This is a genomic window from Trinickia sp., from assembly GCF_051954495.1.
Taxonomy (GTDB): domain Bacteria; phylum Pseudomonadota; class Gammaproteobacteria; order Burkholderiales; family Burkholderiaceae; genus Trinickia.
On the sequence record NZ_JBQCHR010000054.1, the window covers coordinates 34,346 to 50,411 of the forward strand.

Here is a 16,066-nt window from a genome sequence, read left to right on the forward strand (position 1 = left end):
TTCGGGTCAACGGGGCTTCGGAAACGTGAGAAATGGACCGCAGCAGCGAGACGCTGGACTCTATCCGCGAAATTAATTTGTCGTACGTCATGCTTGCGCAGCGCATGCTGCGCGAGGACAAGGCCATCGGAATGTTTCGCCTCGGCCTGTCATCGGAAATGGCTGACTTGCTCGCCGGGCTGTCGCTCGCGCAGTGCGTCAAGCTTGCCTCTTCCGATCAACTGTTGTGCTTCTTCCGCTTCAACGACCACGCCATGCTTTCGGCTTTGACGCAGACCGCGAAAAACGCCGAAGTGGCCGCCACCCACACCGCGATTTTGCTCGCGAGCCAACCGGCTGAGCAATTCGCGTAAATCGACAAGGGGCAGCGTCATGGTCCAAAAGAAGAGCCTCACGGAAGACGCGCAAGAAGTGTTTCGCGCCATTGCGCTCATCGAGCTGGGCGCGCGCATGCAGGTGCTGGAGAGCGAACTGTCGCTTTCCCGCGACCGCATGATTCGCCTTTATCGCGAGATCAAAGGCGTGTCGCCGCCGAAGGGTATGTTGCCGTTTTCGGCCGACTGGTACATGACGTGGCTCGCGAACATTCACGCGTCGCTGTTTTACAACACCTACGTGTTCCTCAAGCACGAGGCCGGATGCTCGCATCTCGACGCGCTGACCAAGGGCTATCGGCTATACCTCGAGCATTGCAAGCACAGCGACGCCGAGCCGGTACTCGATCTCACGCGCGCGTGGACGCTCGTGCGCTTCTTCGATGCCGAAATCCTGCAACTCACGCCCTGCTGCCGCTGCAGCGGCAAATTCGTGGCGCATAAGCACGACCTGCAGCACAACGTCGTGTGCGGCGCCTGTCAGCCGCCTTCGCGGGCAGGCAAGACCAAGCGCGCGAGCGCGGCGAAGCCTGCCGTGGCCGCCGCTACCGCCGCGTCGGGACAAGCCGCCTGCGCTGCCTGATGGGTCAAAGCCGGGGTCAAACCCGGGGCTAAACCCGCTGCCCCCTTCCTCTTTCTTCCCGCCCGTGACGCACTCCAGCCGCGCCACGGGTCGCCACGTCGATGGCGTGGCCTCGATGTGCTTCGACGGTTCGAGCTCGAATCGCAAGAGCCGGCAGCCGTCGAACCACCACTAAACACCGAATTAAGCGCTTCCTCCCTGGCGCCTACGCCTCCGGATATTCCCTGAGTTTGCGCTTTTTATGATGCATTGCGGCAATCGTCGTTTGCCACGAGGCGGCGAAGGCTGAGTCGTTTCACCGGCCTCGTTTCTTCCGCACCGCACAGATCCCCTGCCCTTGACTCCTTCTCAAGCGGCTGCTGTACTAAATCCACGCAGTTGATTTAATCGAGCAGCCGACGACATGCGCCTGCCACTTCACCCATTCGTTGTTAATCACTGGAGGAGGAGCGTTCGATGAAGACCCGTCCCTATCTTGCTTGCGCGCGGCATGCCATGCTCGGCGCCGCCGCGGCGTCCGTTCTGCTGGCCGGCGCCGCATTCGCCGAACAACCCATCATCGGCCTCGTGACGAAAACGGACACCAATCCGTTCTTCGTCAAGATGAAGGAAGGCGCGCAAGCCGCCGCGAACAAAGGCGGCGCCAAGCTGCTGACGGCCGCCGGCCGATACGACGGCGACAACGGCGCGCAGGTGACGGCGCTCGAGAACATGACGACCGCCGGCGCGAAAGCGATCTTGATTACGCCGAGCGATACGAAGGCCATCGTTCCATCGATCGAGAAAGCGCGCAAGGCCGGCGTGATGGTGATCGCGCTCGACACGCCCACCGATCCGCAAAATGCGACCGACGCGCTCTTCGCGACCGACAACTTCAAGGCCGGCGTGCTGATCGGCGAATACGCCAAGAAGGCGCTCGGCAACAAGCCCGCCAAGATCGCCACGCTCGACCTCGCGCCGGGCATCTCGGTCGGCGTGCTGCGCCATAACGGCTTCCTGCAAGGCTTCGGCGTCAAGCAAGGCGACCCCAGCATCGTCTGCAGCCAGGACACGCGCGGCGATCAATCGAAGGGCCAAGCGGCCATGGAGAACTGCCTGCAGAAGGCGCCGGACATCAACGTCGTCTACACGATCAACGAACCCGCGGCGGCCGGCGCCTATCGCGCGCTCAAGACGGCCGGCAAGGAGAAGGACGTACTGATCGTCTCGATCGACGGCGGCTGCGAAGGCGTGCGCAACGTCAAGGCCGGCGAGATCGCGGCGACGGCTCAGCAATACCCGCTGAAGATGGCGGCGATGGGCGTCGACGCCGGCATCGATTATGTGAAGACCGGCAAGAAGGTCAGCGGCTATACGGACACGGGCGTCACGCTGATCACCGATAAGCCGATGCAAGGTGTCGACAGCAAAGACACGAAGTTCGGCCTCGAGAACTGCTGGGGCAAGTAACGGGCAACCGCTACCGGCGCGGCGATTCCCCGTTGCCGCGCCGGCGCTGTTTTCCATTTCGACCGTAGGAGAAGACGCATCATGACGACTCAATCCGCCGGGCCGCTCGCGCCGGCCCCCGCCCCTCACTCGCGCGGCCATCGCATGCCGACCATCGCCGAGGCAGGCCCGTTGATCGCCTTGGTTGCCGCGTGCGCCTTCTTCATGTCGCAAAGCAGCCGGTTTTTGTCATTCCAAAATCTATCGCTGATTCTTCAGCAGACGATGGTCGTGGCCGTCATCGCCATCGGGCAGACGTTGATCGTTCTTACTGCAGGCATCGATTTGTCCTGCGGCATGGTCATGGCGTTCGGCTCGATCATCATGACCAAATTCGCCGTCGTGCTCGGCGTGCCGCCGGTGCTTGCGATTCTGTGCGGCATCGGCGCGAGCACATTGTTCGGTCTCCTAAATGGTGTCCTCGTGACACGCATCAAACTGCCCTCGTTCATCGTAACGCTCGGCACGCTGAACATTGCGTTCGCGCTGACGCAGATCTATTCCAATGCGGAAACGGTATCGAGCCTGCCCGACGCCATGATGTTCCTCGGCAATACGTTCCGCGTCGGGCCGGCAGAAGTGACGTACGGCACCGTGCTCGCGCTTTTGATGTACCTCGCCACGTGGTTCGTTCTCCGAAACACCGTACCCGGACGGCATCTGTACGCGCTCGGCAACAACCCGGAAGCGGCGCGCTTGATGGGCCTGTCGTCGCAGCGCATCTTGCTGACGGTCTATTCGCTAGCCGGCTTCATCTACGGCATCGCAGCGCTGCTGCTCGTCTCGCGCACCGGCGTGGGCGACCCGCAAGCCGGGCAGACCGACAACCTCGACAGTATTACGGCCGTTGTGCTGGGCGGAACCAGTTTGTTCGGGGGACGCGGATCGATCGTCGGCACGCTGCTCGGCGCGCTGATCGTGGGCGTGTTCCGCAATGGGCTGACGCTGATCGGCGTGTCGTCCGTCTATCAGGTGCTCATTACCGGCATTCTCGTGATTCTCGCGGTGGCGGCAGATAAGCTCTCGCATCGCCGCGGCTGACGCAACGCTCGCCGCTCATCGTTATTTGGTACTCGAAGCATTCGAATATTCGAACTTTCGAATTCGTCAAGGAAACGCCATGTCGACCCCAACCTCCCGCTCGGCCACGCCCGTGCTGCAAGCGCGCGGCCTCGTGAAGCGCTACGGACAAGTGACCGCGCTCGACGGCTGTGATTTCGAAGTCCTGCCGGGCGAAATTCTCGCCGTGATCGGCGACAACGGCGCGGGGAAATCCTCGCTGATCAAAGCGCTGTCGGGCGCCACCGTACCCGACGAGGGCGAGATTCTGCTCGACGGCGCGCCCGTCAAGTTTCGCAGCCCGCTCGATGCGCGCGAGAAAGGCATCGAAACCGTGTATCAGGAGCTGGCCGTTGCGCCGGCCATGACGATCGCCGAGAACCTGTTTCTCGGGCGCGAGCGCCGGCTTCCAGGTTGGCGCGGTTCAGTGCTCAAGATGATCGACAAGCGGCGCATGCTCGAAGAAGCCACATCGCACATGAAGGATCTGCAGATCGGCATTCGATCGATGCGGCAACCCGTCGAAACGCTTTCGGGCGGGCAACGTCAAGGCGTTGCCGTCGCCCGCAGCGCCGCGTTCGCGCGGCACGTCGTGATTCTCGACGAACCGACGGCCGCGCTCGGCGTCAAGGAAGGCAACATGGTGCTCGAGCTCATCCGGCGCGTGCGCGATCGCGGCCTGCCCGTCATCCTCATCAGCCACAATATGCCGCACGTGTTCGAGATCGCCGACCGCATTCATATTCAGCGGCTCGGGCGGCGCGCGGCGCTCGTCAATACGAAGGACATTCACATGTCCGATGCCGTCGCGATCATGACGGGGGCCAAGCAGGCCGACGTCAGAGCCATCGCATGACGATCGGCGCACGGCGTCGCACCGAGCTTCCTGACCTATGAACGCGCGAACGCATCCGCATACTGCACGGACCGTCGGTTCCAACCAGGTCGGCATGCGGCAGTTCAACGAGCGCATCGTGCTGCAGGCGGTGCGCCTGCACGGTCCGCTCTCGAAGGCCGACGTCGCACGCCTGACGCGGCTCAGCATGCAGAGCGTGTCGATGATCGTGGATCGCTTGATCGACGACGGCCTGCTCGCCAAGCAAGCGCGCGTGCGCGGGCGCATCGGCCAGCCGTCGGTGCCGATCGCGCTGCGTCCTGAAGGGGCCTACACGATCGGCATCAAAGTCGGACGGCGCAGTCTCGACGTGCTGGCCATGGATTTCACGGGGCACGTCCGCACGCGCGATGTGCTCGAGTACGCCTACCCCGATCCCGACACGTTGTTTCCGGCGCTGGAAGCGAAGATCGCGCGCGCGACCGACTCGCTCGGCCCGCATGCGGACAAAGTCGTCGGCATCGGCGTGGCCGCGCCGCTTTGGCTCGGCGGATGGCGCGATTTCCTGGGCGCGCCTCCCGCGGCGCTGGAAGCGTGGAACGCGATCGATATCCGCACGCGTATCGCTTCCATGACGGGCCTGCCCGTCGAATTCGCCAAGGACACGACCGCCGCTTGCGCTGCCGAACTCGTCATGGGCCAGGGACGCGGGATCCGTTCGTTTCTCTACTTGTTCGTCGGCACGTTCATCGGCGGCGGGCTCGTGATCGACGGCCGCTTGCACGGCGGCCCGCACGGCAACGCCGGCGCCGTCGGCTCGATGCCGCTCGCGCTAGGCAACGGCCATGCGTCCAGACAATTGCTGCATTCGGCGTCGGGATTCGTTTTAGAACAACGGTTCGTGGCCGCCGGTATCCCCGCGGCCGCCGCGCACGATCATCGCGCCCTGGGCGCGCATGCCTGGGCCGTGACGGAACGTTGGCTCGACGAAGCATGCCCCGCGATCGCGATGACGATCGCCGGATCGACGGCGCTGCTCGATTTGGAGGCCGTCGTCATCGACGGGGAGATCGATCGGCAGCTGGTGCGCGAGCTCATCCGGCGCACGCAAGGCGCGCTCGATCGTATCGAATGGGAGGGCATGGTCAGGCCGCAATTGATCGAAGGCACGATCGGGGCAGATGCTCGTGCAATGGGCGGGGCGATTCTGCCGCTCTACGCGCATTTCGCGCCCATGCACGAGTTGTTTCTCAAGGACTGAGCGGCGGAGGCGCTTCTTTCGGCGATGCGTCGCCCGCTTGAGTGCTCGTGTCAAGCGGCGGACGCGCCGCTTTTTGTCGACGCATCTCCGGCTGCACCAACCGCTCCCACCGCAAATCAGCAAAACAAGGCCCCTGAGTCGCCTCGCTGAATTTGACGTCGTTATGCTCGGCGTTGCATTCCATCACTTCGACGCGGCCGTCGTCGGCAATCGCCAAATCCCATCCCACACAGCGATTGCATAGAATCTTTCGATGCAAAGTGAGCACCGTCGTCAAACAAGCGTCAAACGACGGCACGGTCACACCGGCGAATCGAATCTTGCTGTCCGGATGTTCGCGAATGACAGTCCAGTCGGTCAAATAGCCCGTTTCGTTCAGTTCGCCCGTCTCAGGATCGACGGGAATGCGCACATGACTGCTCGACTGGACGTGCGTGTCGGTATCGCGCCCTAAACGCAAATAGCAAGCGCGCACGGTTACGACGCCCTCGTCGTTCACCGCCGTGGTGAGGCGCAACGTGGCGACCGACCGCGGCGCGAAGCACCCAAGCGCTTCGTGCTGAACGATCCTTCGTTGCAAGACGCCATTACCCAGGCGCTTGACCGTTTCGACATCGAACCTCTTGCGATCCAGGAAAAAGATACCCTTGCCTTGCCGCGAGTTGTCGATCTTGAAGACGAGCGAATCGTGCTCGGCGAAGAGATGGAGCGCAACTTCGTCAGCCGGAATCGGCGTACCGTCTGGCTTCACGAACAACCCATTCACGAAATAGGCGACATCCGGAAAAGTCGCGCTGTCGAATAGCGTGCGCTGTAGCGCCTTCAGGCTTGCAGCCTTTCCATATCCGCCCTTGAGCTTCGGCACGACGACACGGCCGTAATAATTGTCAGGAATCCAGCCTTCCTTGAAGCGTCCCGCGATAGCCGTATAGACATAAAGCCATGGTGCGTAGCAGACATGCCCTAGCACTTCGCGCGCATAGGTATCCGCGCGTTCAATGTCGACGCGATTCGTCGGACCTAATGCCCGCTCGAGCGTTCGATGAATTGCCGTGGCTTGAGCGCGATGCTCACGATGAAACCGCCAATCCGCCGCGCGGCGAGCCAGCCTCTCGGCAAAAACCATAGCATCGAATTGCATGACACCTCCTCCGCTCCCCGACACGAAGAAAATGCTGGCTACAGCGCATCGCCTTTCGATGCCGCAGAACGCAACCGCACTTCCTCGAATCGGTTAGGCGCAATTTATTTATCGGACATGACGTTGCACCAAACGTCCCCTGGACCACTGGAAGCGATTGCAGCTTACCTCCGAGTTGCCAGCAATTATTCGAAAATAAATCGACAATTTACCGCCGCTTCGAGACAGTGCGCCCATCGCACAGCCCCCGCCGGCGGCAGCTTGTATAAGACAATACCGGCTGCGAAGTTGGTTCCAGCTAAGTTGGCGCGGCTTGGAATGGGACGAAGGCAAAAAGTCATGAAATGGGGTGCAGCACGATGATTCGACTCGACGATTTGACGGTATTCGTGTTGGCCGCCGACAACGGCAGCCTATCGGCGGCGGCGCGTCTGCTCAATATTGCGCCGGCGGTAGCGAGCGCGGCCATCAAAAGGCTCGAAGCGGAGCTTGGCGTGCGCCTGTTCGCACGCTCCACGCGCAGCCTGCGCCTAACGTCCGACGGCGCCCGCTACGTCGAATTCGCCCGCAATGCGCTATCGGAATTGCGAGCCGGCCAAGACGCCTTGATGCACGAGCGCGACGCATTGCGTGGCGCCCTGACGCTGTCGATTCCGTCGGATCTCGGCCGCAGCGTGCTCGCCGGCTGGCTCGACGAATTCATGGCGCAACATCCTGCGCTGACGGTCAGCGTAAGAATCGGCGATACGCCGGTGGATATGTTTCGCCAGCCGGTCGACGCAGCCGTGCGATACGGCGTGCCGGACGATTCGACGCTGGTCGCATCGCCGATGGCGCCAGACAATCGCCGCGTCCTTTGCGCGTCGCCCGCCTATTTCGCGCGGCATGGAAAGCCCGCGACCCCCGAGGAACTACATGAGCACAATTGTTTGCGGTACGCCCTCAGCGAAACGATGCACGATCGCTGGAGCTTCGCCAAAGAGAACGACGAGCGCGTAGTCAAGGTCAGCGGCAATCGCGTCAGCGACGATGGCGAACTCGTGCGCCGCTGGGCGCTGGCCGGGCATGGGCTCGCCTACAAGTCGCATTTGGATGTGCTGGCCGATTTGCGCGCGGGGCGGCTCGAGACCGCGCTCGACGATTGGACGGGCGAGAGCGCGCCCGTCAACCTCATCAGCACGCATAGACTCGCGGCGACACCGGTGCTTAGCCGCCTTCGCGACTTCTTGCAAACGAGCACCGCGGCGTATCTCGACGCACGCTAGCGCGGCTCGCGTGCCTGCGGCCACGGCCGCACTCGGATCGCGGAAGTCGGTACGCCAGTCGACATCGGGCGATCTGTCGCCCGCTGCCTTCGAGGCGAAATCGACGGAACGAGAGACTATCTGCCGGTTCGAAGTTAGTTGACCACAAAACGACAAGATCACGTCAAAAACGATCGACCGCTCCTCACTATATGAGTTGCAGAGGGGCCGTTCCCGGCCGGTCTGCCGCGCCCGGTTGCATTCATGGGCCCGGCCCAATAACGTATAAGCGCGAGCGAACACGTGAAGGCTAGCCCCTCTTTCGCTCAAAACCCGAGCGCGCTCGGAAGGTGGGGCTTCGATTTCCACGAGGCACCACGAAATGGGGCATGACGGACAATTCAAGGCCAAGCGATGGAAGCCGCCCAAGGCCTCTCGCAAAACGGCCAAACCCGCCAACCTTGCAAATTGGCGGCGGGCAATTGGCACGAGCAACAACTTCGTCAACGACAGGCCGCGCGAGGTTCGCCATCACAATGCGGCAGAGCTGCCACGCGAGGGCAACCCACGCTTAGGGTTGCTGTTGACGGCCTTATTGACGACGCAATATGGGCTCCACGCTCAAGCCGAGATGAATCTGCGCACACGGCCTTACGCTCCCAAAGAAAGCCCGATCATTCCCGAGCCGCCATCGAGCAGTGGCGCCGATGCCGCACCCGCCCGATCAGGCATGCCTGCCCACCCGGCCCCAAACCCGGCATCGGTGCAGCCCAATTCGATGGGCCCTATAACGGGAACGTCGCCTCGGTACGGAAACGACGCGGCCCGCAACATGACGTTCGCCTCTGATGCTCACAACGGCCGCGACACGTTCATCCAATCAGGCCGCGAGCCTTCAACTCCCCCCACACTAAGGACGCTATCCCCGGATCTCGCGGCCGAAAGTCCGCCAACGCCGTCACCCGGGCCGGCCGCAGACCTGCTCGTACCGACAACGTCGTACGGAACGGCGGCGAGCGCCCTCTTATGGAGCGCCCTAGAATGGTTGAACCCGCTTTCGCGCAATTCCGCCGATCCCGATTACAAGCCGTCGGCATGGCCATTCCCAGGAAACGAGGCCGCTCCCGCTCGCCGTCGCGTTAAAGTGACCGCCGCCCCGACAGGGACGCATCGCCATCACCATCACCATCACCATCACCATCACCACCACCATCACCACCACCATCACCACCACCATCACCACCACCATCACCACCACCATCACCACCACCACCGGAACAGTACCGCCGCCGCGACCCAGCCGATGCTGTATCAAATAATTCCGCAGATCATTTCTAGGCGCGAACTCGGCGAATTCATAATGCGCATGTACGGCCTGGATCCACATGAATTTCGCAAACTCCGTTACACGCCGGCAGGTGGCACGCCCATCGAGGAAATGATGACGGGCATCGATATTTATATTTTTTCTCAGCAACCGGATTGGCTCGGCTCATACAAAATCGATGACGCAATCAAAAAGCTTCCCAATCTCAATGACATTTTCTCAAGTTTGATAGATTCGGTTAAACTTCAAGCAAAACATAACATAACGCGAGAACTCACCAACACAGCACATCATCTCTACAAATTTCCAGCATATGGGCCAGCAAACAACAAGACACACGAGCCCTACGCTAAACTGATGGGCAGCGGTACCTACATGCTCAAATCGATCAATGTCGAAGAGCCGATTGCTGGGAAATACCGGTTCACCGACACATCATCGATTGGATACGTCGTGGATGTCAAAGATGCCACGCTGCATCGCAATGAATCCTATGTCATTGCTCCTGCTCACCATCCTCCGCTGATTCGGATTCCCACGAATGAAAAGGAGCAGGTCGAATGGCTAACCCGGCATGCGCATCTCTTCTTCAACACAAAATTGGAAACCCCCTGGCGGCTGCAGAGGATATCGACGAAAACGATCGACGCATATGCGAACTTCCTGTTAGTCATTCAAGATGTGGCCGATAAGCTGTCCACGACCATCGTCGATGCATTCAAAAACGAGGCATTCGATGAAAATCTAAGAGAGAGAACGCTTAACTTTCTTCAGTGGCACATCCCATTCTACGCCGCCTGGATTGCCTATAAGCGACACGAATACTCTGAAATGGCGGTGCGAGCGGTGCTCGACATGATTGCGCTGGCCGGAGGACCATTTGCCAACGCACTGAAAACCGCCGGAATAGTACTGAAAAGCGGCAAGCTCGTCACTATTGCAAAACATCTAAAAAAGCTTGGATATCTCGATGCCCCGGGGCAGGCGGATAATTTGAAGAAAAAAATCCTGTCGGGAGCAGCCGAAAGAATTGCCGGCCCGGCAGGCCGAGTATTTTCCGACTATGTCGCCGACGAGATTAATCAATCCGCAAATTACAACACGCTCAACCAGCTCGTGGACGGGGCAAACAGCGATAGAGGCAGGAATCAGGCACAAATCAGCGGCGTGATGCGCAACAATTGATACATCGGCAAGACCGCCCTACGGTGATGCAGCGCCTCATAAACCTAGCAGGCCGAAGCCCATCGGGCTCCGGCCTGCCGGGTTGCGCCACACCATGTACGGACAGGCCCGCGCAGCGGCGCGTCACTGCGCAGCCGAGCGCGTTTTGAGCGAAACGATATAACGCAGCACATCTTCGGTGCGCCCGCTTGAAACGAGCTGCTCCGCCGTTTTGTAACCGAATTCGGAGAGCGGCTCGTTCCGGTACCAGAACAACGCCTGCTTCACGCAGCCCTGGACATCGGTGGCCGCGCGAATCACGCGCAAGGCTTCACGGAGGAAGCGCTGCACGCTCTCGGATGCGGGCATGCGGCTCAATGTATTGCGATGCACGCCCGCCTGCTTCGCCAGCGTCTGCAAATCGATGTGCAACGCTTCGGAGAAACGGCGCGCCGATACGATGGGCGCCTCAAACACCGGATCCCGCAAAGAATTCATGAATTGGTCGAAGCTTGCGCCCTGCGCGATGTATTCAACGTCAACCATCGAGTTCATCTTTCCACCTCGCATCGATGTGCACACGATTGCGCACATGCGGGGCGCCGATCGCGTGCAAACGCACGCTCGCGAGCCCCGCTGATCCACAACGCGCCGTCCCTTGCCTTCGCTCGAACTCGAATTCCAGCCGAGCCAAGGCGGCGCGCTCTTTTACTGCTTGGCGACTTGCTGCGTATCGCCCGGCTTCATATCGCCCCAGCCGCCGCCCAGCGCGCGAATGAGGCTGACCGTCGCCACGGCCTGCGACCCCGCGAGCTGGCTCGCCTGGCGCTGCGCGAGCAGCACCGTGCGCTGGCTATCCAGTACGTCGAGATAGTTGACCTGCCCTTCTCGGTACTGCGCTTCCGACAAATGCTCGGCGCGTGCGGCAGCATTGACCGCATCGTTCTGCGCACGAATCTGATCGTCGAGCAGACGCAAATCGGCAAGACTATCCTCGACTTCGCGGAATGCGTTCAGCACCTGCGAGCGATAGTTCGCCACCTGCTCGTCGTACTGCGCCCGTGCGCGGGCCAAATCGGCCTTGCGCCGCCCACCGTCGAAAATCGGCAGCGTGAGCGCCGTGCCGGCAAACGGCCCAAGCAAGAACGTGCGGCTCGACCAGCGGAACAACTCGCTCAAGCCCGACGACTCATAGCCGAATGCGCCCGTGATATTGAGCTGCGGGAAAAACGCCGATTTGGCTAAACCGACGCGCGCGTTCGCCGCCGCCATCGCACGCTCGGCCGCCGCGATGTCGGGACGACGTTCGAGCAGCGCCGAAGGCAGACCTGCCGGCACGCGCGCGAGGACAGGCTGGAGCGGCTGCTGCGGGAACGAGAACTCCGCCGGCGGCTTGCCCAAGAGCACCGCCAGCGCATGCTCCGACGCGGCGCGCTGACGCGCCACGCCCGCGGCCTCGGCGCGCGCGGTGGCGAGCGAGTTGGTCGCTTGCTGCAAATCGAGCTCGCTCACCTCGCCCGCGTCGTAGCGATGCTTGACGAGGTTGAGCCCTTCTTCTCGCAACGACACCGTGCGGCGATACAGGTCCTGCTCCGTATCGAGTTCGCGCAGCGAGAAGTAGTTCGACGCCACATCGGCCTGCAACGCGAGCTGAACCGAGCGAAACAGCGCCTCGGACTGCTGCGAATCGGCACGGCTGGCCGCCACGTTGTCGCTCACGCGACCGAACAGCGGCGCTTCATACGACACCGTCGTTTGCGCGCGCCACAGCGTCATCGGCGGGACGTACGCGTTTTGCGGCAATCCTTGCGAAGCGGGCGAGACGCGCTCGCGCGTCGGCCCGAAACCCGCGTCCAACGAGGGGAACCAGGCCGAGCGGGCCGCGTCGAGTCCAGCGCGCGATTCGCGCACGCGCGCCGCTGCGGCCTTCAGGTCTTGGTTGGCAGCGAGCGCTTCGTCTTCGAGCTGGTTCAGCGTCGAATCGTTGAACACCGTCCACCACTGACCGCGCTCGAGCACTTCCGCCGGCTGCGCACTCTTCCACGTGCCCGCCTCCGAAGCCGGCAGCGGAGCTTCCTTGAACGCCGCCGGCGTGTCGATGTCGGGCCGCTTGTAGGTCGGCCCCATCGAGCAGGCCGCAAGAAGCGTCATCAAAAGGCCGCCGGCCAGCGCGCGTACGCCCAGGCGCTCAATGCCGGCAACCGAATCGTTTCGTTTCATCGTTATCGTTCCTCTAAGCCTCAAGCGTCCGTCAATTCGGCGTCGACGTCCGCATCTTCCTTCGAGTCCTTGCCCGCGACGTGGATCTTGCCGCCCGCAAGCGTGCGCAGCACCACGTAGAAGACAGGCGTGAGCATGAGACCGAACAGCGTCACGCCCAACATCCCGAAGAACACCGCGATACCCATCGCGTGGCGCATTTCGGAGCCGGCGCCCGTCGACAGCACGAGCGGCACCACACCCATGATGAACGCGATCGACGTCATCAAGATCGGGCGCAGCCGCAGGCGGCTCGCCTCGATCGCCGCCGCGACCGGCGTGCGCCCGTCGTGTTCGAGCTCACGCGCGAATTCGACGATCAGGATCGCGTTCTTCGAGGCGAGGCCCACGAGCACCATCAAACCGATCTGCGTGAAGATGTTGTTGTCGCCGCGCAGCAGCCACACGCCGGTCAACGCCGACAGCACGCTCATCGGCACGATCAAGATCACCGCGAGCGGCAGCGTCAAGCTTTCGTACAACGCGGCAAGCACGAGGAACACGAGCAGCACGCTGATCGGGAACACCCAGATCGCCGAGTTGCCGGCCAGCACTTGCTGATACGTCAAGTCCGTCCATTCGAAGCTCACGCCGCGCGGCAGCGTTTCCTTCGCGATGCGCTGAATCGCGCTTTGTGCCTGATCCGACGAGTAGCCGGGCGCCGGACCGCCGTTGATGTCGGCAGCCGTGTAGCCGTTGTAGCGCACCACCATCTCGGGCCCGAACGTGGGCGTGACCTTCACGAGCGACGACAGCGGCACCATTTCACCCGCGGCGTTGCGCGTCTTCAACTGCAGAATGTCGTCGGGCCGCGCGCGGAACGGTGCGTCCGCCTGCACCCGCACTTGATAGACGCGGCCGAAGCGGTTGAAGTCGTTCACGTACAGCGAGCCGAGATAAATCTGCATCGTGTTGAAGATGTCGGTCACCGACACACCGAGCTGCTTCGCCTTCACACGATCGAGATCGACGTTCAGCTGCGGCACGTTGATCTGATAGCTCGTGAACAGCGGGCCCAACTCGGGCGCGGCCTGCGCGCGTTTGATGAACGCCTGCGTCGCCTCGTCCAGCTGCGCATACCCCAGCGCGCCGCGATCCTCGAGCTGCAGCTTGAAGCCGCCCAGCGTCCCTAGCCCGAGCACCGGCGGCGGTGGGAACACGGCCACGAACGCGCCCTTGATCCCCGCATATTTCTGATTCAGCGCACCGGCGATGGCGCCGGCCGACAACGCCTTCGAACCCCGGTCCTTGAACGGCTTGAGCGTCACGAACACGATGCCCGCGCTCGAGCTGTTCGTGAAGCCGTTCACCGACAAGCCCGGGAACGCCACGGCATGTTCGACGCCCGGCTGCTTGAGCGCCATGTCGCCCATTTCGCGAATGACGTTCTCGGTTCGATCGAGCGTCGCACCGTTGGGCAGTTGCGCGAACGCAATCAGATACTCCTTGTCCTGCGCGGGCACGAACCCGCCCGGCACGATATGCGTGACGAACAAGGTTGCGCCCACCAGCACCGCGTAGACGCCGAGCATCAGCGACTTGCGACCCAGGACCGAGGTAACCCCACGGCCATACGACTGCGAGCCGCGCTTGAAGACCTTGTTGAATTGCTTGAAGAACCCGCCGAGCACGCGATCCATCGCACGCGTGAGCCAATCCTTCGGCGCATCGTGGCCGCGCAGAAGAATCGCGCAAAGCGCCGGCGAGAGCGTGAGCGAGTTGAACGCCGAGATCACCGTCGAGATGGCGATCGTCATCGCGAACTGCTTGTAGAACTGCCCCGTCAAACCGCTCATGAACGCGAGCGGCACGAACACGGCGACGAGCGTCAGCGCAATCGCGATAATTGGCCCGCTCACCTCTCGCATCGCTCGATAGGTGGCGGCTCGGGCGCTCAAGCCCGCTGAAATATTACGCTCGACGTTTTCGACGACGACGATCGCATCGTCGACCACGATCCCGATCGCGAGCACCATCCCGAACAGCGACAACGCATTGATCGAGAAACCGAACGCCAAGAGCAGCGAGAACGTCCCCACGATCGACACGGGCACGGCGACGAGCGGAATGATCGATGCGCGCCACGTCTGCAGGAACACGATCACGACGATGACGACGAGCGAGATCGCTTCGAGCAGCGTGTGGATCACCGCCTCGATACTCGAGCGCACGAACTGCGTCGGGTCATAGACGATCTCGTAGTCCACGCCGGCCGGGAAGTCCTTCTTCAAATCGGCCATATCCTTGCGGACTTGATCCGAAATCGCGAGCGAGTTCGCGCCGGGCTGCTGGTTGATACCGAGCGCGACGGCCTGCTTGTTGTCGAGCAACGAACGCAAGCCGTATTCGGACGCGGCCAGCTCGACGCGCGCGACATCGCGCAAGTACGTCACGCCGCCGTCGGGCGAAGTCTTGATGACGATCGCGCCGAATTGCGATTCGGTCTGCAGGCGGCCGCGCGCATTCACCGAAAGTTGCAGCGGCACGTCGGCCGACGACGGCGATCCGCCGATCACGCCCGCCGCCACTTGCACGTTCTGCTCGCGGATGGCGCTCACGACGTCGTTCGCCGTCAGGTTGCGTTCGGCAAGCTTGTTCGGATCGAGCCAGATCCGCATCGCGTAGTCGCCGGCGCCCCACAGCTGCACTTGGCCCACGCCCGCGATTCGTTCGAGACGATCCTTGACGTTGAGCAGCGCGTAGTTGCGCAGATACGTCATGTCGTAGCGATGATCGGGCGAAATCAAGTGCACGACCATCGTCAGCGTGGGCGAGCTCTTGATCGTCGTCACGCCGAGCCGCTGCACGTCGTCGGGCAGACGCGGCATAGCTTGCGAAACGCGGTTCTGCACGAGCTGCTGCGCCTTGTCGGGATCGGTGCCGAGCTTGAACGTGACGGTCAGCGTCATGTTGCCGTCGCTGTTCGCCTGCGCCTGCATGTAGAGCATGTTTTCAACGCCGTTGATCTGCTCTTCCAGCGGCGAAGCGACCGTTTCGGCGATCACCTTCGGGTTCGCGCCCGGATACTGCGCGTGCACGATGACCGACGGGGGCACCACCTCGGGGTACTCGGAGATCGGCAGTTGGAACAGCGAGATCACGCCGGCCAACAGGATCAGGACCGACAGCACCCCTGCGAAGATAGGCCGGTCGATAAAAAATTTGGATATGTTCATGTCGCTTTCTGAGTAATTGAGCGCTTCAAGCCGTCGAAGCGTTTGGCTCAGGAATTCGTCGATTGGCCGGCCTTGCCCGCATCCGCGCTAGCGCTGCCGTCGCTGCCGCCCGCCGGATCGTCCGTCATCGGCACCATGTGCGCCTGCACCTTCTG

Annotated in this window: 12 protein-coding genes; 8 read left to right on the forward strand and 4 right to left on the reverse strand. The window is 62.1% G+C overall.

Annotated features, from left to right (window positions below; translation table 11 throughout):
• Positions 1 to 32 precede the first annotated feature (32 nt).
• The 6 genes from flhD (at position 33) to ACTHNR_RS08790 (ending at position 5,600) form a co-directional block, all read left to right on the forward strand.
• Entirely contained in the window at positions 33 to 353 is a 321-nt protein-coding gene (gene flhD / locus ACTHNR_RS08765) for a flagellar transcriptional regulator FlhD (RefSeq protein ID WP_440547187.1), read from the forward strand.
• 19 nt (positions 354 to 372) lie between these two features.
• The gene (gene flhC / locus ACTHNR_RS08770) at positions 373 to 957 is read left to right on the forward strand and encodes a flagellar transcriptional regulator FlhC (protein ID WP_440547188.1); all 585 of its coding nucleotides are present in this window, start codon (positions 373 to 375) and stop codon (positions 955 to 957) included.
• A 495-nt stretch (positions 958 to 1,452) separates the two neighbouring features.
• Entirely contained in the window at positions 1,453 to 2,406 is a 954-nt protein-coding gene (locus ACTHNR_RS08775) for a sugar ABC transporter substrate-binding protein (RefSeq protein ID WP_440547198.1), read from the forward strand.
• Between the two features lie 144 nt (positions 2,407 to 2,550).
• Positions 2,551 to 3,486, forward strand: coding sequence for an ABC transporter permease (locus tag ACTHNR_RS08780; RefSeq protein ID WP_440547199.1), 936 nt, complete (start codon positions 2,551 to 2,553; stop codon positions 3,484 to 3,486).
• 79 nt (positions 3,487 to 3,565) lie between these two features.
• Positions 3,566 to 4,360 (forward strand): ATP-binding cassette domain-containing protein, encoded by a 795-nt coding sequence (locus tag ACTHNR_RS08785; RefSeq protein ID WP_440547189.1) that lies wholly within the window; start codon positions 3,566 to 3,568, stop codon positions 4,358 to 4,360.
• A 37-nt stretch (positions 4,361 to 4,397) separates the two neighbouring features.
• The gene (locus tag ACTHNR_RS08790; protein WP_440547190.1) at positions 4,398 to 5,600 is read left to right on the forward strand and encodes an ROK family transcriptional regulator; all 1,203 of its coding nucleotides are present in this window, start codon (positions 4,398 to 4,400) and stop codon (positions 5,598 to 5,600) included.
• Here the strand turns inward: ACTHNR_RS08790 and ACTHNR_RS08795 are convergent.
• Positions 5,590 to 6,741, reverse strand: a complete 1,152-nt coding sequence (locus ACTHNR_RS08795) for a sugar-transfer associated ATP-grasp domain-containing protein (protein ID WP_440547191.1) — start codon at positions 6,739 to 6,741, stop codon at positions 5,590 to 5,592. The genes ACTHNR_RS08790 and ACTHNR_RS08795 overlap by 11 nt on opposite strands.
• Positions 6,742 to 7,100: 359 nt before the next feature.
• On the opposite strand from ACTHNR_RS08795, the gene ACTHNR_RS08800 reads away from it, so the two are divergent.
• Positions 7,101 to 8,006 (forward strand): LysR family transcriptional regulator, encoded by a 906-nt coding sequence (locus ACTHNR_RS08800; RefSeq protein WP_440547192.1) that lies wholly within the window; start codon positions 7,101 to 7,103, stop codon positions 8,004 to 8,006.
• Positions 8,007 to 8,367: 361 nt separating this feature from the next.
• The gene (locus ACTHNR_RS08805) at positions 8,368 to 10,497 is read left to right on the forward strand and encodes a hypothetical protein (protein ID WP_440547193.1); all 2,130 of its coding nucleotides are present in this window, start codon (positions 8,368 to 8,370) and stop codon (positions 10,495 to 10,497) included.
• Positions 10,498 to 10,620: 123 nt separating this feature from the next.
• Here the strand turns inward: ACTHNR_RS08805 and ACTHNR_RS08810 are convergent, their stop codons facing one another.
• The 3 genes from ACTHNR_RS08810 to ACTHNR_RS08820 form a co-directional block, all read right to left on the reverse strand.
• Positions 10,621 to 11,031 (reverse strand): DUF2384 domain-containing protein, encoded by a 411-nt coding sequence (locus ACTHNR_RS08810; protein ID WP_440547194.1) that lies wholly within the window; start codon positions 11,029 to 11,031, stop codon positions 10,621 to 10,623.
• Positions 11,032 to 11,184: 153 nt separating this feature from the next.
• Positions 11,185 to 12,696, reverse strand: a complete 1,512-nt coding sequence (locus ACTHNR_RS08815; protein ID WP_440547195.1) for an efflux transporter outer membrane subunit — start codon at positions 12,694 to 12,696, stop codon at positions 11,185 to 11,187.
• A gap of 20 nt (positions 12,697 to 12,716) precedes the next feature.
• Positions 12,717 to 15,911 carry an efflux RND transporter permease subunit gene (locus ACTHNR_RS08820; protein WP_440547196.1) on the reverse strand — a complete coding sequence of 1,065 codons (3,195 nt, stop codon included), beginning with the start codon at positions 15,909 to 15,911 and terminating at the stop codon, positions 12,717 to 12,719.
• Positions 15,912 to 16,066: the final 155 nt, after the last annotated feature.